Raw genomic sequence first — 19,601 nt, 5'->3', positions numbered from 1 at the left:
CGTAAGGCTATATCTGCCCATTCTTGTAACTTTTTTATGCCTTCTCTTGTTCCCCAATCTTAGACCTGAATCCTTACAGTAATTGTAGCGCATTAGCTCGAATTGAAGCATCAATGGGAAATGCAGTTAATTCCGCGATCGCCCCTTGCTGCACCCGGCCCCTACCCAACATCCGCAACCACATAGTCTCTGGAGTCCTCGCTAGCTGGTGAATAGCGATTAAGCCAACTCTCCAAACCTCCGATAAAAAATAAACTCCTCTCCCCCAGCCCTCCGACTCTTCAGGAGTCCGAAAACCAAAACTGCTTAATAAAGCCTCCGAAGCAGTAGGAGTGAGAATCCACAACATCGGTAATTGTCTTTCCTCAAAACGTTGATCTTGTCGATTAGCCCGCCGCCCCAGTTCTGCCCTACTATTTAATAACTTAACGACACAGCTAAAAATTCCCTCAGCAGTCACAGGATTGCGAAACGGTTCAATTATGGCCGCCGTTGCAGCCATTTTACCTAACAAACCCAAACTTTGGACATATTCGCCCTCAAAAGAAGTTGGTTGAAACCAAACATCAATTTCTCTAACTTCAGCAGTGACATTTTTGCTCGTTTCTACTTCTCCAAGAGGCGACAATAACTCTTGCAGGTATTCTTTTGCAAACTGATCGTGGGGAAACTTAGTCATATGATTTTAGATTTTAGATTTTAGAAGCAGGTTGTCTACCACGGCACTCCTCGCGCATCGGAAAAATCTGCATCTAGAACCGCCCCTCGATCGAAAACAGCATCAGTTAAATCAGCCTTTCTAAACGACGTTATCGATAATTTTTCTATTTCTTCAACAGCAATAAAAAAGCCGATCGCAGTTAACCCAAGAATTACCCCAGAAACCAAAAACAAGACAATTCCCCTGAGAGTATCTCCGCCCAAAAATGTCACAATACCGCTAGCCCCGATCGCAGCAGCAGCCCCAGCCACAGCCCCCGCCACAATTCCAGCCTCGCACCGAGTCGCAGCAATCGCCGTCGCAGCGGTTCCAGCCACAGCCACAGCCCCCGCATCCGCCCCGGCTATCAGTCCAGTCAAAGCCCCAGCAGCCGTCACTGTCACCGCTGTCACCCCAGCCCTAGCAATCAAATTTCTCACCCGCCTGCGGCTTTGTCCGGTTCTGACACCCTGAAAATTTGCCCCCCTCAAAATCGCCCCGGTGAAATTGCAGCCTCGAATGTCGCAACCGCTGAAATTCGCCCCTGACAAGTCAAGCCCTTTAAAAGAACGGTTCCGCAAGTTTTGGTTAGCAAAATTGAGATTTCGAGGTTGAGTCATTCGATTTTAGATTTTAGATTTTAGATTTTAGATTAACCAACCAAAGGGGTGGGATTATAGATTTTAGATTATAGATTTTAGATTAAGCAACCACAGGGCATTTAAAATAAAGCCTGTGGTTTATAACGAGTTTCCATGTCTCCCATCTCCGAATCCCCATTTTCCCCCGAACAAATTGCCGGTGAAAGACTCACACCTGAAGAATATGAAGAAATCGTTCAGCGTCTTGGCCGCCATCCTAATAAAGCTGAATTGGGAATGTTCGGCGTCATGTGGAGCGAACACTGCTGTTACAAAAATTCGCGGCCACTATTAAAACAGTTTCCCACAGAGGGCGATCGAATTCTCGTCGGGCCTGGAGAAAATGCCGGCGTCGTAGACTTGGGAGACGGCTTGCAACTCGCCTTCAAAATTGAATCCCACAACCACCCGTCAGCAGTCGAACCTTTCCAAGGTGCAGCAACCGGTGTCGGCGGGATTCTCCGCGATATCTTCACAATGGGTGCTCGCCCGATCGCACTTTTAAATTCCCTACGTTTCGGCAACTTAGACGATGCTAAAACTCAGAGATTGTTCAAAGGCGTAGTATCGGGAATTTCCCATTATGGAAATTGCATCGGAGTACCCACAGTTGGCGGCGAAGTTTACTTCGATCCTGCTTATTCCGGCAACCCCCTAGTTAACGTCATGGCCTTGGGTTTAATGGAAACTCAAGAAATCGTCAAATCCGGGGCATCGGGAATCGGAAATCCCGTGCTTTATGTCGGTTCAACTACTGGCAGAGATGGCATGGGAGGAGCAAGTTTTGCCAGTGCAGAATTGACCGACAAATCAATGGACGATCGCCCCGCAGTCCAAGTAGGAGATCCATTTTTAGAAAAATCCTTAATTGAAGCTTGTTTAGAAGCATTCAAAACAGGTGCAGTCGTCGCCGCCCAAGACATGGGTGCGGCGGGAATCACCTGTTCCACATCAGAAATGGCAGCCAAAGGCGGCGTCGGCATTGAATTCGATTTAGACAAAGTTCCCGTTCGAGAAAGTGGCATGATTCCCTACGAATACCTGCTTTCAGAATCCCAAGAACGGATGTTGTTTGTTGCCCAAAAAGGACGGGAACAGGAATTAATCGATATTTTCCACAGATGGGGATTGCACGCCGTAGTAGCGGGTACAGTCATCGAAGAGCCGATCGTCCGAATTCTATTTAAAGGCGAAATCGCTGCCGAAATTACCGCAACTGCTTTGGCAGATAACACGCCAATTTATCACCGAGAATTGTTGACAGAGCCGCCAGAATATGCTAAAAAAGCATGGGAATGGACGGCAGATTCCCTGCCACAATCCACAGTTAAAGGTATCGAAATTAACGGCAATTTCCAAACTTGGAATCAGATTTTGCTGACGCTTTTAGATACTCCCACCATCGCTTCTAAACGCTGGGTTTATCGCCAATACGACCATCAAGTGCAAAACAATACTGTTGTTTTACCGGGAGGCGCTGATGCTGCGGTTGTCAGATTGCGTCCGCTAGAACCCTGCCACTCTTCCCTTGCTAACGGGTTAGAAGTACACCCCCTTGCTAAGGGGGATCTACTGAGAGAAAATGCTGTTTCTCTAGCTTCCGAAAGCAAACAGGAAGAAGAGGTAATTCCTCTATTTACAAAGGCACAAGGTAGGGAAACTCCCAAACTTTCTCCCCCCCTTAGCAAGGAGGAAGCGCCGCAGGGGGCTATTCCCGGAGTTGCTGCAACGGTTGATTGCAATTCTCGTTATGTTTATCTCGATCCTTATGAAGGTGCAAAAGCAGTCGTAGCGGAAGCAGCGAGAAATTTAAGTTGTGTGGGCGCTGAACCTCTGGCAGTTACGGATAATTTGAATTTTGGCAGTCCTGAAAAGCCTATCGGATATTGGCAGTTAGCGTCAGCTTGTCGCGGGATTGCTGATGCTTGTCGGGAGTTGGGAACGCCTGTTACTGGCGGCAATGTTTCTCTTTACAATGAAACGGTTGATGCTGAGGGGAATCCTCAACCAATTTATCCGACTCCGGTAATCGGAATGGTGGGGTTAATTCCCGATTTGACGAAGCTTTCTGGTCAAGCTTGGCTAAAGAAAGGTGATTTAATTTATGTGCTGGGAATGGGGCGGCACGACACGGAGAATGACACGGATACACGGATGGATTTGGGTGAATCTTCGCTATCTGAAAGCTCAAAAATCGAAACTTCTCCTACTTTGGGAGGTTCGGAATATTTAGCGGCAATTCACGGGATTGTCGCTGGGAAACCGCCAAGGATAGATTTTGAGTTAGAAAGAAAAGTGCAATCGGTTTGTCGCGATGGAATTCGGCAAGGTTGGGTATGTTCTGCCCATGATTGTGCGGAAGGTGGAATTGCGATCGCCCTCGCGGAATCTTGTATTTCTGCTAAAATGGGTGCGGAAATTCATCTCAGTTACAATTCGGAAAAGGTCGGCCGCTGGGATGAAATTTTGTTTGGTGAAATGGGCAACTGCATTGTAGTTTCAGTCGCACCGAAAAATCAACAGATTTGGGAGTCTTACCTGCAAGAACATTTGACAAAAATGTGGCATAAAATTGGTGTGGTTTGCTGTGCTGAATCACCTTTGCGGGTTGTGAGTGCTGATAATCAAGTGTTAATTGAGGTTGCGATGGGTGAGATGGGCGATCGATTCTATAATGCGATCGAGCGTCGAATTGGATCTGTTTGATTAGCCGTAGGGTGCGTCGCATCGACAATCTGTAAGTTAGATCAAAAATCTCACAGCGACGCACCACACAATAGTCAGGTGCGTCGCCATCTCAAATTTGTAAATTCCATCAAAAATTTCGCAGCGACGCACCCTACAAATTAGCTGTGTCAATCCCCCAATTCATCTATACAATATAAACATTATCATTCATAAAACAAATGATTTGCTGTATCAATCCCAACTGCGAAAAGCCTGAAAACCCCTACGGGCATACATATTGCATCGATTGTGGCGTCAAACTCGTACCAATTCTGCGAAGCCGTTTCCGCATGATCAAATTTCTTGGTCAAGGCGGCTTCGGCAGAACCTATTTAGCAGAAGATATTGATAAACTAAATCAACCCTGTGTCGTTAAACAATTAGCACCAAATGTCCAGGGAACTTGGGCGATTAACAAAGCGGTAGAATTATTTCAGCAAGAAGCCAAACAACTACAACAGCTAGGACAACATCCCCAAATTCCATCACTAGATGCCTATTTTGAACAAGACAACTATCTGTATCTCGTACAACAGTTTGTCGATGGTGATAATTTATTAAAGCTTTTCCAAAATCGGGGAATTTGGCAAGAAAGCCAAGTTAAGCGACTATTACTCGAACTCTTACCTGTTCTCAAGTTTATTCACGAACAAAAAATCATTCACCGCGATATCAAGCCTGAGAATATTATGCGCCGTCGCAGCGATGGTTTGTTAGTTCTCATTGATTTCGGAGTTTCCAAACAGTTGTCTGGAACAGTGATGTCGAGACTGGGAACACAAATTGGTTCGGATGGTTATGCACCGCTTGAACAAATGCAAGGGGGTGAAGCTTATGCAGCCAGTGATTTGTTTAGCTTGGGGGCGACGGCTTTTCATCTACTGACGGGGGTATATCCTTTTAGTTTGTGGGTGGAACATGGTTATAGTTGGACTGCAAATTGGCAGCAACATTTGAAAATTCCCATAGACAAGGGATTGGCATTGATTCTTTCTAAGTTGTTAGCAAAAGATATCCAGCAGCGCTATCAATCAGCAGAGGAAGTTCTCAAAGATTTTCGACGTCAGTCAATACCAACTTTTGCGCCGACACCAACTTTTGCGCCAATATCAACTCCCAAGCCGACACCAAATCCTGCGCCAATATCAACTCCCAAGCCGACACCAAATCCTGCGCCAATATCAACTCCCACGCTGACTTTACAAAGGTTTGACTTTGAAGTGGTGACAGTTAATGCACGGGGTAATATAACTAACCGTCAACGCCATCAAGCACAATTTATTAGTGAAAATTTAGGTAGCGGTGCAATCTTGGACATGGTAGCAATTCCTGGTGGCAGTTTCGTGATGGGTTCTCCCAGTACGGAAACAGGACGACGTGACAATGAAGGGCCGCAGCATAATGTGAATATCCCTCCTTTTTTTATGGGTAAATATGAAGTCACTCAAGCACAATACCAAGCAGTGATGGGAAATAACCCATCTAATTTCAAAGGTGCGAAACGTCCAGTAGAAAATGTAAATTGGGATGAGGCTGTGGAATTCTGCCGTAAACTTACTCAAAAAACAGGCAAGACTTATCGTTTACCATCGGAAGCGGAATGGGAATATGCTTGTCGCGCGGGAACTACAACACCTTTCTATTTTGGTGACACAATTACGCCAGATTTAGTTAATTATAATGGCAATTATCCCTACGGTGCTGCATCAGAGGGATTTTGGCGCGAACAAACAACAGATGTGGGGAGTTTTCCGCCCAATGTGTTTGGTTTATACGATATGCATGGCAATGTTTGGGAATGGTGCAGCGATAAATGGCATCGTAATTATAGTGGCGCACCGACTGACGGAAGTTCTTGGGAAACTGGAACAGATAATGACCGAGTGCAGCGTGGTGGTTCCTGGAACGACTGTGCGGTCCATTGCCGTGGTGCCCTTCATGACGGGGGTTCGGCGGTCTATCGCCGCAGGCCCGTCGGTTTTCGCGTAGCTCTGCTTTCCGCGTAGTCTCCGGTTTTTGGTTCTGTGCTGTAGTCTCCCGCGAGCTAAGTAGTAGTAGTGGTAGGGTGCGTCGCATCAAAAATCTGTAAGGAAGATCGACAATTTCACAGCGACGCACCACACAATAGTAAGGTGCGTCGCATTAAAAATCTGCAAATTGCCTAGAAAATTTCACAGCGACGCACCCTACAAATTAGGCTAATTTTTTCAATCGCCCTATCAATCGTCGATTCAATCGCCCAGTCAATCTATACAATATAAACAATATCATTCAGACAATAAATGATTTGCTGTATCAATCCCGACTGCCCCAATCCTCAAAACCCCGACGGGCAAACATATTGCATCAGTTGTGGTCTTCAACTCGGACCCATCCTGCGAAATCGTTTCCGCATGATCAAACTCCTCGGTCAAGGTGGCTTCGGCAGAACTTATTTAGCAGAAGATATTGATAGACTAAATCAACGCTGTGTCGTTAAACAATTAGCACCCGATGTCCAGGGAACTTGGGCGATTAACAAAGCTGTAGAATTATTTCAGCAAGAAGCCCGACAACTGCAACAGCTAGGACAACACCCCCAAATTCCATCACTTGATGCCTATTTTGAACAAGACAAATATTTGTATCTCGTACAGCAGTTTGTCGATGGTGATAATTTGTTGACGCTTTTCCAAAATCAGGGAATTTGGCAAGAAAGCCAAGTTAAGCAACTATTACTCGAACTTCTACCTGTTCTCAAGTTTATTCACCAACAAAAAATTATTCACCGAGATATCAAGCCTGAGAATATTATGTGCCGTCGCAGCGACGGTGTGTTAGTGCTGATTGATTTCGGAGTTTCCAAACAGTTGTCGGGAACAGTGATATCGCGACAGGGAACGCAAATTGGTTCGCATGGTTATGCACCGCTTGAACAAATGCAAGGGGGTGAAGCTTATGCAGCCAGCGATTTGTTTAGCTTGGGGGCGACGGCTTTTCATCTACTGACGGGGGTACATCCTTATGGTTTGTGGACGGAACACGGTTATAGCTGGACAGGAAATTGGCAGCAACATTTGAAGAGTCCCATAGACAAGGAATTGGAATTAATTTTATCTAAGTTGTTGGCAAAAGATATGCAGCAGCGCTATCAATCAGCAGAGGAAGTTTTAAGAGATTTTCAAGGTCAGTCAAGACAATCTCCCGCACCGACACCAATTCCCACAATTCCTGTGATTCCACAGCACTCTTTGCCGTTACGAACTAACACAACCAGGCGAGGTTTCTTGCAATTAGCGGGTTTTGCTGGGGGAGGATTTGCATTAGCTGTGCTGGGTCAAAGTTTGTTGAACAACAAATCTTCTTCATCTTCACCAAATCTTCAACCTTCATCCAACAAGGCGGCCCCATCTCCTAAATCATCAGCTCAAAAATCATCTCCAAAAACTACAGCCAAAAGTTCATCGCCAAAACCATCTCCACAATCTGTAGCAGAAAGTCCATCGCCAAAACCATCTCCCAAACCATCTCCAAAACTCGCACCCGAAACTCCACAACCTAAGCCATCTTCCAATGCTTTAAAAAGCTTTACTTTTGAAACAGTGACAGTCAACTCAACGGGGCAAATCGCTAACCGCCGTCAAGGAAAAGCACAGGCTTTTATAGAAAATATGGGGAATGGTATTACTCTAGACATGGTAGCAATTCCTGGCGGCAGTTTTGTGATGGGTTCGCCCGATACGGAAGCAGGACGAAGTAGCTATGAAGGGCCGCAGCGTACTGTAAATATCCCTGCTTTTTTTATGGGTAAATATGAGATCACTCAAGAACAATACCAAGCGGTGATGGGAAATAACCCTTCTGAGTTCAAAGGTGCGAAACTTCCTGTCGAAAAAGTAAGCTGGAATGACGCTGTGGAATTCTGCAAGCGGCTTTCTAAAAAAACTGGCAAGACTTATCGCTTACCTTCAGAAGCGGAATGGGAATATGCTTGCCGCGCCGGAACTAAAACACCTTTCTATTTTGGTGAAACAATTACCCCGGATTTAGTTAATTATAATGGCAATAATCCCTACCCTGGGGCATCGAAGGGACTTTACCGCAAACAAACAACTGATGTCGGGAATTTTTCACCCAATGCTTTTGGACTTTATGATATGCACGGAAATGTTTGGGAATGGTGCAGTCATCTCGACAACGATCGAAGCGATCGCCGGGTGCGGTGTGGCGGTTCCTGGAAGGACGCTGCGGTGAATTGTCGCAGTGCGTATCGTCTTAGCAATTTGGCGGGCGATCGTTACTCGGACATCGGTTTTCGCGTGGCTTTGGTTTCCGCGTAGTCTCCGGTTTCTGGTGTTGTGCTTTAGTCTCCCGCGAGGACTTTTCTTTTAAGGCTTGGCGGTGTTAACCTGGTTGATAAATATAGTCCTGGACGCATCAAAAGCTTCATAACCGGGTTTTTTGCGGTTTTTGCGGTTTGTAGCGCGTCTTCTGGGCAAAAAAACCGGTTTCTGACCACCCGTGCATAAGTCCTATAATAGTTAAAATATGCCAAGGTCACACATTAGGAAGGATAAAAAATATGACCCTCAATCTTCCTCTTCCCGATTCAATTCAAAATTTTATTAACGAACAAGTGGCAATCGGAGGCTACAGTAATGCAGCGGAATACATCTTGCACCTAATTCGCCAAGAACAAGCAAGATCCGCACGGGTTGAGTCGTTATTGTTGGCTGGTTTGGATAGTGGCAATTCTATAGAGATTACCGATGATTGGTGGGAGCAAAAACGCGCTCAGTTGGTGCAGAAACTTGACCGACAGCAGCGATGAATGTAGCATCTCAGCAGTTGCCTAATTTAACGGCCCAAACCAAGTCAGAAGCCCTAGTGATTATAGCAGATAGCGGCTTTGTATTCAAAACTAAAACAGAGGGTGGATATGAAACATTCGAGCATCCTGATGGTAGTTTAATTCATATTAGACCCGCTGGTGAAATTGTCCGAACCGGGCCTAAAATTAAAAACGATCACGGTAAAAGTTACCGCCGCCGATACGACCAGTTTGGCAATCAGATTCAATTTATCCCAGGTTCAAGCACCCACAGTACCGGATAAAATATAATTATATGACTCTTACAGCCGTGAAGCGTAGCTATCCCGTAGGGAATCGCCCTTTAAAACATTTTTGCATAGAAGACTTGAAAAGTGCCGACCTTGCAGGCATTACTCTAATCCCCCAACCTTTAACCTTGCGCTTAGACTTTACATTCGGAACCGGGATTTATGACACTTCCATCGAATTCTATCAACTCGTTCATCAGGTAATCTCTCAACCAGTCCACTCCGACTCAGAAGAGTCTTGCTTCTGGGTGGGTAACGCAGAATTAAGACAATTGACAGAAGATAAGAGTCAAATTTTATCTACTTTGTCCTATCCTTTTCAAAATCAAGCCGGTTTGGTTGAGACAGGTTCTTCGGCTCTTTTCTACTTTCGACTGGAAGGGGATATTTGTATCGAAGTAGTTTGCGGTAGTTACAAAATTTTTCAAGAATTGGAATCGGCGGTTGAAACCGCGTCTACACCAACGAAAACCTGATGGTGCGTGGGTTGAAGCTGTAGGGTGCGTCGCCTGAAACAATCTCCAAGTAAGAGGCCAATCTCATACCGACGCACCTACACAATACGACATTACTTAATACTCGATCGCGCCCAAAATTGACTTTACATGGCCGCACAGATTCCCATGATAATATAGTATGTCAATCTCACAGAAAAGTCAAGCTCGATCGCCCTTAAATTCTAATATTTCAAAAAGCCCGTGAAGCAATTTTATAATTTATTTGCCATTGCACGATCGCCGATCTATTCGTTCCCCTCTCCTGAGACGAGAGTTTTACTTTTAAGCGATTTCAAGAGACTGTTGGCGAATTTAAAAATTGTTTCACCCCTCACCCCCTAAAAATAGTGGCTTTGGACTAAATATTTAATTAACCATATAGCTATTAAGTAGCCAGAACGAAAGAAAATGCTGCATTCGTGATGTGAGGGGTAACACCCTTGGCGAATTCGCCAACAGTATTTTTCAATCGCCGATTCCCTCGCCCACAATTAATCAAGGTTAATATAGGATCAGGGGGCGATCGATACTACAATGCCATTAAACGCCGCATCGCTTCTGTCTGAAATGCTACACGATTTGGAAATAATGACAGATCCGTGGCAAGATTAAGGGAATGTTAAGTTATGCGACGCTTTCGCAAACAAGATTTCCCGCTGAAACTGTCCCCCTAACCCACCTTCCCCATTAGGAACCCACCCATCTATGATTCCCAACCATTCCTTCGCGGCTGACGAGCATTCTAGCAAACCCGACAAGCCCGAGGAAGCTTGTGGCGTTTTCGGTATCTACGCACCGGGTGAAGATGTCGCCAAGTTGACCTACTTCGGTTTGTATGCCTTGCAGCACCGGGGTCAGGAATCAGCAGGAATTGCCACCTTTGACGGTGAAAAAGTCCACCTGCACAAAGATATGGGACTGGTTTCCCAAGTCTTCAACGAATCGAGTTTAGGTCACTTGCCCGGTAACTTAGCCGTAGGACACACTCGCTACTCTACTACCGGCTCGTCGCGCGTGGTCAACGCTCAGCCTGTGGTTGTCGAAACTCGTTTGGGAAGTCTGGCATTAGCACATAACGGGAATCTTGTCAATACAAAAGAATTGCGGGAAGAATTGCTGTCTCGGAAGTGCGAGTTTGTCAGCACGACCGATTCAGAGGCGATCGCAGTGGCGATCGGTTCCGAGGTAGACAAGGGCAAAGACTGGCTGGAAGCAGCGATCAGTGCGTTTGCTATGTGCCAAGGAGCCTTTAGTTTGACGATCGCCACTCCCAAAGGCGTGATGGGAGTCCGCGACCCCCAGGGCGTCCGCCCGCTGGTAATTGGCATCCTCCCCACAACTCCGGTACGATACGTTTTAGCATCGGAAACTTGTGGCTTGGATATTATCGGTGCTGAATTTTTGCGGGACGTAGAACCGGGGGAATTAGTTTGGATTACAGAGGAAGGTATGGCTTCCTTCCACTGGAGTCAGCAGCAGAAGCGCAAACTTTGCATCTTTGAAATGATCTATTTTGCTCGCCCCGATAGCCAAATGGAAGGTGAAAGTTTGTACAGCTACCGACTGCGGATCGGGCGTTTGTTGGCAGCAGAATCTCCGGCTGATGCTGATATAGTCATCGGCGTTCCCGATTCTGGAATCCCGGCGGCGATCGGCTTTTCTCAAGCTTCCGGCATTCCTTACGCCGAAGGATTGATTAAAAACCGCTACGTGGGGCGCACTTTTATTCAACCGACTCAGACAATGCGGGAGTCAGGAATCCGCATGAAACTCAACCCTCTCAAAGATGTCTTGGAAGGAAAGCGGGTAATTATTATCGACGATTCGATCGTGCGCGGTACAACCAGTCGAAAAATCGTCAAAGCCTTGCGGGATGCTGGCGCAACCGCAGTTCACATGAGAATTTCTTCGCCACCGGTGACACATCCTTGTTTCTACGGGATCGACACAGACAATCAAGATCAGTTGATTGCTGCTACTAAGTCAGTCGCAGAAATCGGCACCCAAATTGGGGTAGATTCTTTGGCTTTCTTGAGTTGGGATGGAATGCTAAGGGCGACTAACGAAGACCCGATGAGTTTTTGTTCGGCTTGTTTCACCGGTGATTATCCGATCGACGTTCCAGAAATGGTAAAACGGTCTAAGCTCATATTAGAAAAAGCTGCAACCTAGAAAATCCAAAAGCGAGAAAGCGATCGCCCGTCACTTTCCGCAATTTATGGATTTTCAAGTTTTTCTGGTAAGTCATTGCCAGAATGTGTGTAGAAATGTTACATTAACTTAGCTTTAGCAATTCTTGCAGAATTGGTGAACTGTAGTGAACAGTCGCTTGGCTAGAACTTGTGTGAAACCGAACCCTCGGATTGGAGATTGGAGATTGGAGATTGGAGATTTGTGCTTGAATCTAAAATCGCCAATCTAAAATCGGTGGTTTTTCCCTACACTCTCGTTCACAATTCCTGCTCGAAACGCTGTATGCTACCTGCAGACTGGAGGTAGTTCCTCCAGATGTCCACTCTCAGATTGAAGTCGCATTTCGCACCAACAACGGGCACATGAGATTTTTTCAGATAACAGGGTCGATCGCACTAATTTTTCCCACACAAGTATTCCACAAGCCAACTTGCTTGAGAATCGCGGACGGGCTATTCATGCGAACTAAATAACTTTAGAAACCCTTGCAGAGTAAAAATATGGCTCCTTGCAGGTTGAATGTTACCTCACCTGCATAGGGGATACAACCCCCCGACTCCTGTCCGGGAGAGCCAAAAAATTTAGATATTAGTTAACCCCCCAGATTCATCTGTGGAGTGAATCTAAAATCTAAAATCTAAAATCTAAAATCGATTGACTGTTAAAAGAAGGCGGAATGCGGTTTCTCAAGTCAGCTTAAATCGGAAACTTCGTGCAATCAAATACTGTTCTCAATCCCGCGAGCAATCCAGGCTCATCCTCTCGTACAACAGAGTTACCTTTTACTCTTGCTGATATCAAGGCAGCCATTCCAGCCCACTGTTTTGAGCCCTCGGCATGGAAATCTCTGGCTTATTTCTTTTTAGATATTGGCATCATCGCAGGTTTGTATGCGATCGCCTACACCCTCGATTCCTGGCTCTTTTATCCAATCTTTTGGTTGATGCAAGGAACCATGTTTTGGGCATTGTTTGTAGTGGGCCACGACTGCGGACACGGTTCATTTTCTAAGAGCAAATGGCTCAACAACCTGATCGGACACCTCTCCCACGCTCCAATTCTCGTGCCCTTCCACGGTTGGCGGATTAGTCACAGAACCCACCACGCAAATACAGGCAGCTTAGATAACGATGAAAGCTGGTATCCGGTATCGGAAAGCAAATACAATCAAATGCCTTGGTACGAAAAGCTGGGACGCTTTTATTTGATGTTATTTGCCTACCCAATTTATCTATTTCGCCGATCGCCCGATCGGGTAGGTTCTCACTTCATGCCCGGTAGCCCGATTTTCCGTCCCTCCGAAAAATGGGATGTGTTGACAAGTTCCGCATCCTTGGTACTGATGGTAGGCTTTTTAGGCGCGCTAACCTATCAGTTTGGTTGGCTGTTTTTACTCAAGTTCTACTTGGTTCCCTATGTAGTGTTCGTGATGTGGCTGGATTTGGTAACATTCCTGCACCACACTGAGGCGGATATTCCTTGGTACCGCGGAGATGATTGGTCTTTCTTGAAAGGTGCATTGTCTACGATCGATCGCGACTACGGAATCATCAATTCCATCCATCACGATATCGGCACCCACGTAGCCCACCACATTTTCTCGACAATGCCGCACTATCACTTGAAGGAAGCAACGGAAGCAATTAAACCAGTGTTGGGCGATTATTATCGCAAGTCAACCGATCCAATTTGGAAGAGCTTTATTCGCTCTTACTGGGATTGTCATTTTGTCTCCGATACAGGTTCTGGAGTTTACTACGAATCACCTAACAGTCGGCGATCGGCTGAAGTTAAGTAGTTTAAAGAAACAATAGAATATGCAAAAACTCGGCTTCTTAAAGAAACCGGGTTTTTCTTTTTTGCGCGTGTTTGATAATAAAATGTTCCACATCTGGAGGGGTGACAAGCCACCCCAAACCCAGAGGTCTCTTCTTTGTGGAACAGGCCCGAAAGCCTGTTACGAAAAAATATATCAGCCACTGGTTTGTACCCCAAACATCCGGGATAGCCCACAGTTTTTAAATTTAAGACTGCGATTTTTCCAAAGCTTGTATTACTACTTCAGCCTTTGCAGTCCAACCAATAATACCGCCTTGGGCGCGAATCATATCGATCGCACTCTCTTTAAACTCTGGAAAGTAGCTGGCTGTAGCATCCTCAACGAGTAAACATTCAAACCCCCGATCGTTAGCCTCACGCATAGTTGTTTGAACGCAAACCTCAGTCGTGACTCCAGTAAAAATTAGGTGAGTAATCGCTTTTTCACGAAGAATTAATTCCAAATTAGTGTGATAAAAAGCGCCCTTGCCTGGTTTATTAATTACTATTTCATCAGGCCTAGGTGTCAATTCTGGGATAATTGAATTCCCCGGCTCCCCCAAAATTAAAATTCGTCCCATTGGGCCTCGATCGCCAATTTTTAGTTTACTTTGACCCCGCTTTTGCTTAGAGGGAGGACAATCAGAAAGGTCAGGTTGATGACCTTCAATAGTGTGAACAATAGGGAGATGGCGATCGCGAAATGCCTCTAACAACTGCTTTACCGTTGGCACGATCGCCTGTAGTTGGCTGACATCATTGCCTAAAGCTTCGCCAAATCCCCCAAGCTGCAAAAAATCTCGCTGCATATCGATGATAACCAAAGCCACACCGCCAGAGACTGGCAGTTCATAATCATAAGGTTGGGCAGATATTAAGACCATAGCGATATAGGTTTTTCCCAAATTACTAGAACTATGCAACCAGCTTGACTGACAACACTGTGATTACTGTTAGGCGGGTTAATCACAAAAGTTCCGGCTTGGTGTTCGCCATTCTGGTCAGTTTGCGATCCAGTTAGTACATAAATATGTTCAAAACCAGTATGCGTGTGCCTTGGGACACTTGCTCCCGGCTGATACCGCAATATAGCAGCAGCCGATCCACTTGTGTTGTCACCATAAAGTCGGTAGATTTCCACCCCATCACGGAATGGTTGCCAAGCCAACTCATTCTGCCACGCGGCGATATTAGGTAAATCCTTAAGGAGCAAAGTTTTGTTCAGTAGTTCAGTCATAGGTATTCCCAAATTGATTAGTGTCCTGCCATACTCTTACCGATCTGAACAAAATCTGCATCTGCGATCGCACTTTCATAAGTAAAATTCCCGCCACTTATTACTAGAATTCGATCGGACAACTTCAGCAGTTCATCTAAATCTTCGCTCACCAATAACACAGCTACACCTCGGTTGCGAGCCTCAATAATCTGACCGTGAATGTACTCCACAGCAGCAAAATCTAGACCAAAGCAAGGATTAGCGGCAATTAGTAACCTAATATGTTCGGAAGAGAGTTCCCGCGCTAATACTGTGCGCTGTACATTTCCCCCCGACAGATTGCCGATAGGCGTATCTGGCGAAGGCGTTTTAATTTTGAAAGTATTAATTAAGCTCTTAGCCGCCTGCCTAATTTCTTTCAGGATGAGTAAGATACTTGCTTTAGCTTGAGGAGGGCGGTCAAACGTCCGCAGGGCTAAATTTTCTGCCACACTCATGTGTGGCACACAAGCATTATGAAGGGGTTCTTCTGGTAGTGCGAAAACCTGATGTTTAAACATCTCGGCTCGTGTTGCTGTATAAACTTCGCCATTGACCAGCACATTTCCACCTGTAGCAGAACGCTGACCAGCCAACACCTCCACCAGTTCCCGCTGACCATTGCCAGAGATACCTGCAATCCCAACAATTTCGCCGCTGTGAACTGTGAGATTTACTCCTGTCAATACCTCCAGACCGTTGTCTTTATCGGCATGAAGGTCTTTAACTTCAAGGACAGGAATAGTCGTTGGGGGGGCTGTCTTTTCAACTTGTTTTGGCTCACGCCTTTCACCCATCATCATTTCAGACATATCCGAGACAGTCAGATCCTTTACCAAACCCTGACCTGCAAACTTTCCTTTACGCAGCACCGTAATGCTATCGCAAAACGCCATCACTTCCCGGAATTTGTGACTGATAATTAACACGCTTAATCTTCCAGCAGTAACTTCTGCGCGCAGTAAACCTAAAACCTCATCGGCTTCCTGCGGAGTAAGCACCGAAGTAGGTTCGTCCAGAATCAAGATCCGACTCTGAAGATATATCTGTTTAAGAATTTCTAGCTTTTGTTTTTCCCCGGCAGCTAATTGAAACACCGGGGTATCTAGAGGAACTCGGAAAGGAGCAGTTTTCATAAAAGCCTTCAACCGATCGTACTCGGCTTTCCAATTAATCAAATTAGGGCTATCAAAGCGGGACAAAACCAGATTTTCCGCTACCGTCATCGCAGGCACAGAGGTGAAGTGCTGGTAAACCATGCCAATGCCGTACTTATGAGCATCGCGAGGACTTGCGATCGCACTTTCCTGTCCATCAATCAAGACTTTGCCTGAAGTAGGAGTATAGAAACCCATGACACATTTAACAAGGGTACTTTTGCCTGCTCCGTTCTCGCCCAGCAAAGCATGAAACGTCCCTGGTTTTAGCGTCATCGAGAAGTTATCAAGTGCAGTCATCGTGCCAAACCGCTTAGTCATGTTAACCACCTCTAGTTCTGGTGGTTGAATAAAGTTTTGAATTGGGAATTTTGAGTCGTGAATTTCCAGTGCTAATTTTCGATCTATAGAATCAGTTACTTCCGTCATGTTTTTGTCTCCGTTGTAAAGTTTCCCGCTTATCGGCTACTTATGAGATTTAAATTTTTAGTGAGACCGCCCGGTTGATTTCACTGTTTTAAGTATTAACCTCACTTAGTAATATTTGCCTTCTTATCTGCGTTTGTCTGCGTTTATCTGTTTTCATCGGCGGTTAAAATTTAACCCCTGATTCCTACCGATAAAGTTTCACATTACTCTTAAACTCCCGTTCCCACCTAACATAATATAACTTGACTTTTTCCTCAAAATTCATCATTCAAAGCTTTGATAAATGCTTCTGAATCAGCAACCGTTCCAAACACTCCTCCCTGCATCTGGATCATCTTAAGTGCCGCCAAATGGTTGCCATAATCTGTTGCGCCTGTACAGTCAGATAAGAGCAAACATTCATAACCGCGATCGTTTGCATCTCGCATTGTGGTATGCACGCAGACATCGGTTGTAATGCCAGCCAAAACAATATTTTGAATGCCCTTACGTTTCAGTAACAGATCTAGATCCGTAGCATAGAAGGAGCCTTTTCCAGGCTTGTCAATCACCGCTTCACCAGGCAAAGGTGCGAGTTCTGGAATGATTTCCCAGCCTGCTTCACCTCGAACGAGAATTCTACCGCAGGGGCCGGGATCGCCAATTCCGGCGTTAATTTGGCGCGATCGCCACTGCTTGTTTTCTGGTAAATCTGCTAAGTCGGGGCGGTGTCCTTCGCGGGTGTGCATGATATGGAAGTGCTTCGCCCGTGCCACTTCTAAGACTTGCTTGATTGGCTCAATAGGAGCGCGAGTCAGTGACAAGTCGTAGCCCATCTTATCAACATATCCACCAATGCCGCAGAAATCAATTTGCATATCAATTATCAGCAGCACCGTATTTTCTGGGCGCAAATCGCCATTGTAAGGATAAGGATATGGTTCAGCTTCTACAAAACGTCCCATGTTTTCTTCCTTGCGATAAATTCCTGTTTTATGTGCTAGTTCCTAAAGATCCAGGCGCGCCTGTCAAAGTTCGTTTCGGCGAACAAGTAATAATCATGATCGCCAGCGTCAGGATGTAGGGCGAAGCATTGAATAAGTAGTAATAGGAATCGACCCCTACTGATTGCAAAGCGGGGCCGATCGCCTGTGCTCCCCCAAATAGCAACGAGGCGTATAAGCACTGAACTGGATTCCAACGGGCAAAAATTACCAGCGCTACCGCCATCAGTCCTTGACCGCTAGAGATGCGTTCTGTCCAACTACCGGGATAGTAAAGGGATAAATAAGCACCACCAATTCCAGCTAAAAAACTGCCCGCGATAATGCAGAGCATACGAACTTTATTAATGGAGATTCCCATTGCTTTGGCAGCATCGGGACTATCCCCAACTGCACGAATAAATAACCCCCAGCGAGTTGATTTAAAGAACCACTGCATTAGAGGGGCGATCGCTACACCTAACAAAAATAGGGGACAAATTTGTAGCGCTGATTGCACTGGAGGCAGATGACTCCAAGCACCCAGAGGTAAACTAGGCAACTGGGTGGCACTTGGTTGAATAAAAGGTTTGCCAAAAAAGAAAGCAATGCCGCTACCAAAAATAATCATGGCGATGCCTACGGCAATGTCGTTTACTTTTGGTTGTATGCACAGCCAAGCGTGGATACAACCTAGTACCATACCCGCTAAACCAGCGGCTAAAACACCTAACCAAGGCGATCCAGTCTGATAAGAAATAGCATAGGCACTCATGGCACCCGTTAACAGTGTCCCTTCTAACCCCAAATTAATCTTGCCGCTTTTTTCAGTCAGGCATTCGCCTAAACTGACGAACAGAAACGGAGCGCTACCCCGCAAAGTTCCTGCTAAGATACCTAAAGGTACTCCCCACCAACCTAATACTTCTGCTGCCATTGTTGATTCCTCCGATTTGAGATTTGGGCTTAACGTATTGCTTAGTTAGACAGTGGCTACTGATGGCTGCTCGCTAGAAGGTGGCTGCTGAGGACTATCGGTTGACTGTTCTTTGAAAAATGGCAAACGTCCGTAGAGCGATTCGCTATACAGAACTACCAAAAAGACCAAACCTTGGAACACTAAAACCGTTGCATCGGGCAGTCCATGTGCCCGTTGCAAGATGCCACCACTAGCCAGAATGCCGCCAAGCAGAATAGCCACAATAGTCGCAGCAAGAGGGTTGTGTCGAGCAATGAATGCGACTAAGATACCGCTGTAGCCATAGTTAGCATTAAGTGATTCGTTAGCTCGACCATGCACGGCGGCGACTTCCACCATGCCTGCCAAACCCGCACAAGAGCCAGCTAGGAAACAGATTGCCATTGTCAACTTGCCTACAGGAAGTCCGGCAATTCGAGCAGCGCGGATGTTACCTCCTGCTGTCCGCGCTGCAAAGCCAAATGTAGTACGTTGGATCAGGAAGTAGGCGATCGCACAAGCAACCAACCCATAAATTAGACCGTAGTGAACGCGGGTTCCTGGAATATTTCCTAACATATTCACATCAGGAATTGGGTAACTAGAAATTTTATTGACACTGCTGGGGTCCCGCATCACGCCGCCGACTAAATGATTCAGCAGGGCGATCGCAATATAGTTCAACAACAAGCTGCTAATTGTCTCATTCACTGCCCGGTAATAGCGCAAAGCTCCCACTGCACCAATCCACACACCTCCACAGACAATTGCTGCCAGCGCCATTGCAATTTGGACTAACGTCGGCGGTGCAGAAGATAAAGCCAGTCCAGCGGCGACAGCCCCCAGACCCCCAACTACTAAAGCGCCTTCGTTGCCGATAATCATCAACCCCAAACGGGCAGGCAAAGCCGTACACAGGGAACTCAACATCAACGGTGCAGCCCTGATCAGGGTGTTTTGGAATGAATGCCAACTGCCAAACGCTGCTTTGTAGATTGAGGCATAGACAGCAAAGGGATTAGATCCAGCCCCAGCACAAAAAATTCCAAATAATACCAATGAGAAGACGATGGCGGCGATCGGGATACCAACCGCTTCCAAAGTTGTACGCCAGTTTTGACGGTTAATCATCTTTCTTCCCCCTTGGAAACCCCCACCATA

At 46.0% G+C, this 19,601-nt stretch carries 16 protein-coding genes; 8 read left to right on the top strand and 8 right to left on the bottom strand.

Translation table 11 applies throughout. The annotated features are described in order from the left end of the window. Nucleotides 1-73 precede the first annotated feature (73 nt). A complete protein-coding gene (locus QUB04_RS26930; protein ID WP_333289158.1) occupies nucleotides 74-679 on the bottom strand; it encodes a hypothetical protein in 606 nt (201 codons plus the stop codon). A 35-nt stretch (nucleotides 680-714) separates the two neighbouring features. Next, nucleotides 715-1,320, bottom strand: coding sequence for a pentapeptide repeat-containing protein (locus tag QUB04_RS26925; protein WP_333289156.1), 606 nt, complete (start codon nucleotides 1,318-1,320; stop codon nucleotides 715-717). 135 nt (nucleotides 1,321-1,455) lie between these two features. Between QUB04_RS26925 and purL the strand changes: the two genes are divergently transcribed. The 8 genes from purL (at nucleotide 1,456) to QUB04_RS26885 (ending at nucleotide 13,656) form a co-directional block, all read left to right on the top strand. Further along, complete coding sequence (gene purL, locus QUB04_RS26920; protein WP_333289154.1) at nucleotides 1,456-4,047, top strand: phosphoribosylformylglycinamidine synthase subunit PurL; 2,592 nt, start codon at nucleotides 1,456-1,458, stop codon at nucleotides 4,045-4,047. A 200-nt stretch (nucleotides 4,048-4,247) separates the two neighbouring features. Beyond that, a complete protein-coding gene (locus tag QUB04_RS26915; RefSeq protein WP_333289152.1) occupies nucleotides 4,248-6,074 on the top strand; it encodes an SUMF1/EgtB/PvdO family nonheme iron enzyme in 1,827 nt (608 codons plus the stop codon). A gap of 276 nt (nucleotides 6,075-6,350) precedes the next feature. After that, on the top strand, nucleotides 6,351-8,387 hold the full coding sequence (locus QUB04_RS26910; RefSeq protein WP_333289150.1) for a bifunctional serine/threonine-protein kinase/formylglycine-generating enzyme family protein: 2,037 nt from the start codon (nucleotides 6,351-6,353) through the stop codon (nucleotides 8,385-8,387). Between the two features lie 242 nt (nucleotides 8,388-8,629). Continuing rightward, entirely contained in the window at nucleotides 8,630-8,878 is a 249-nt protein-coding gene (locus QUB04_RS26905; RefSeq protein WP_333289148.1) for a type II toxin-antitoxin system ParD family antitoxin, read from the top strand. Then, the gene (locus QUB04_RS26900) at nucleotides 8,875-9,162 is read left to right on the top strand and encodes a hypothetical protein (RefSeq protein ID WP_333289146.1); all 288 of its coding nucleotides are present in this window, start codon (nucleotides 8,875-8,877) and stop codon (nucleotides 9,160-9,162) included. Before QUB04_RS26905 ends, QUB04_RS26900 begins: the two co-directional genes overlap by 4 nt. Before the next feature lie 11 nt (nucleotides 9,163-9,173). Further along, nucleotides 9,174-9,644: a hypothetical protein gene (locus tag QUB04_RS26895; protein WP_333289144.1), complete on the top strand. Its 471-nt coding sequence runs from the start codon at nucleotides 9,174-9,176 to the stop codon at nucleotides 9,642-9,644. A gap of 726 nt (nucleotides 9,645-10,370) precedes the next feature. Continuing rightward, on the top strand, nucleotides 10,371-11,837 hold the full coding sequence (gene purF / locus QUB04_RS26890; protein ID WP_333289142.1) for an amidophosphoribosyltransferase: 1,467 nt from the start codon (nucleotides 10,371-10,373) through the stop codon (nucleotides 11,835-11,837). 733 nt (nucleotides 11,838-12,570) lie between these two features. Beyond that, nucleotides 12,571-13,656 (top strand): DUF3474 domain-containing protein, encoded by a 1,086-nt coding sequence (locus QUB04_RS26885; RefSeq protein WP_333289140.1) that lies wholly within the window; start codon nucleotides 12,571-12,573, stop codon nucleotides 13,654-13,656. Between the two features lie 226 nt (nucleotides 13,657-13,882). Here QUB04_RS26885 and QUB04_RS26880 read toward each other — a convergent pair whose 3' ends face one another. From QUB04_RS26880 to QUB04_RS26855, 6 genes are all read right to left on the bottom strand, one after another. Further along, nucleotides 13,883-14,560: a cysteine hydrolase gene (locus QUB04_RS26880; RefSeq protein WP_333289138.1), complete on the bottom strand. Its 678-nt coding sequence runs from the start codon at nucleotides 14,558-14,560 to the stop codon at nucleotides 13,883-13,885. After that, nucleotides 14,551-14,913 (bottom strand): cupin domain-containing protein, encoded by a 363-nt coding sequence (locus QUB04_RS26875; protein WP_333289136.1) that lies wholly within the window; start codon nucleotides 14,911-14,913, stop codon nucleotides 14,551-14,553. The genes QUB04_RS26880 and QUB04_RS26875 overlap by 10 nt, the downstream gene beginning before the upstream one ends. A 17-nt stretch (nucleotides 14,914-14,930) precedes the next feature. After that, nucleotides 14,931-16,520: an ABC transporter ATP-binding protein gene (locus tag QUB04_RS26870; protein WP_333289134.1), complete on the bottom strand. Its 1,590-nt coding sequence runs from the start codon at nucleotides 16,518-16,520 to the stop codon at nucleotides 14,931-14,933. Between the two features lie 254 nt (nucleotides 16,521-16,774). Further along, nucleotides 16,775-17,464, bottom strand: coding sequence for a biuret amidohydrolase (gene biuH, locus QUB04_RS26865; protein WP_190735225.1), 690 nt, complete (start codon nucleotides 17,462-17,464; stop codon nucleotides 16,775-16,777). Between the two features lie 28 nt (nucleotides 17,465-17,492). Continuing rightward, a complete protein-coding gene (locus QUB04_RS26860; protein ID WP_333289132.1) occupies nucleotides 17,493-18,419 on the bottom strand; it encodes an ABC transporter permease in 927 nt (308 codons plus the stop codon). Nucleotides 18,420-18,464: 45 nt separating this feature from the next. Then, nucleotides 18,465-19,571: an ABC transporter permease gene (locus QUB04_RS26855; protein ID WP_333289130.1), complete on the bottom strand. Its 1,107-nt coding sequence runs from the start codon at nucleotides 19,569-19,571 to the stop codon at nucleotides 18,465-18,467. Nucleotides 19,572-19,601 lie beyond the last annotated feature (30 nt).

Source organism: Microcoleus sp. D2_18a_B4 (assembly GCF_036702475.1).
Taxonomy (GTDB): Bacteria; Cyanobacteriota; Cyanobacteriia; order Cyanobacteriales; family Microcoleaceae; genus Microcoleus.
Note: the sequence above shows the minus strand (reverse complement) of the source record. Positions and strands in the feature narration are given on the sequence as shown.

Excerpts from the sequence above, each read along its gene's own strand:
- QUB04_RS26930 (WP_333289158.1), bottom strand. The coding sequence starts at position 679 with ATGACTAAGTTTCCCCACGATCAGTTTGCAAAAGAATACCTGCAAGAG.
- QUB04_RS26925 (WP_333289156.1), bottom strand. The coding sequence starts at position 1,320 with ATGACTCAACCTCGAAATCTCAATTTTGCTAACCAAAACTTGCGGAAC.
- purL (WP_333289154.1), top strand. The coding sequence starts at position 1,456 with ATGTCTCCCATCTCCGAATCCCCATTTTCCCCCGAACAAATTGCCGGT.
- QUB04_RS26915 (WP_333289152.1), top strand. The coding sequence starts at position 4,248 with ATGATTTGCTGTATCAATCCCAACTGCGAAAAGCCTGAAAACCCCTAC.
- QUB04_RS26910 (WP_333289150.1), top strand. The coding sequence starts at position 6,351 with ATGATTTGCTGTATCAATCCCGACTGCCCCAATCCTCAAAACCCCGAC.
- QUB04_RS26905 (WP_333289148.1), top strand. The coding sequence starts at position 8,630 with ATGACCCTCAATCTTCCTCTTCCCGATTCAATTCAAAATTTTATTAAC.
- QUB04_RS26900 (WP_333289146.1), top strand. The coding sequence starts at position 8,875 with ATGAATGTAGCATCTCAGCAGTTGCCTAATTTAACGGCCCAAACCAAG.
- QUB04_RS26895 (WP_333289144.1), top strand. The coding sequence starts at position 9,174 with ATGACTCTTACAGCCGTGAAGCGTAGCTATCCCGTAGGGAATCGCCCT.
- purF (WP_333289142.1), top strand. The coding sequence starts at position 10,371 with ATGATTCCCAACCATTCCTTCGCGGCTGACGAGCATTCTAGCAAACCC.
- QUB04_RS26880 (WP_333289138.1), bottom strand. The coding sequence starts at position 14,560 with ATGGTCTTAATATCTGCCCAACCTTATGATTATGAACTGCCAGTCTCT.
- QUB04_RS26875 (WP_333289136.1), bottom strand. The coding sequence starts at position 14,913 with ATGACTGAACTACTGAACAAAACTTTGCTCCTTAAGGATTTACCTAAT.
- QUB04_RS26870 (WP_333289134.1), bottom strand. The coding sequence starts at position 16,520 with ATGACGGAAGTAACTGATTCTATAGATCGAAAATTAGCACTGGAAATT.
- biuH (WP_190735225.1), bottom strand. The coding sequence starts at position 17,464 with ATGGGACGTTTTGTAGAAGCTGAACCATATCCTTATCCTTACAATGGC.
- QUB04_RS26860 (WP_333289132.1), bottom strand. The coding sequence starts at position 18,419 with ATGGCAGCAGAAGTATTAGGTTGGTGGGGAGTACCTTTAGGTATCTTA.
- QUB04_RS26855 (WP_333289130.1), bottom strand. The coding sequence starts at position 19,571 with ATGATTAACCGTCAAAACTGGCGTACAACTTTGGAAGCGGTTGGTATC.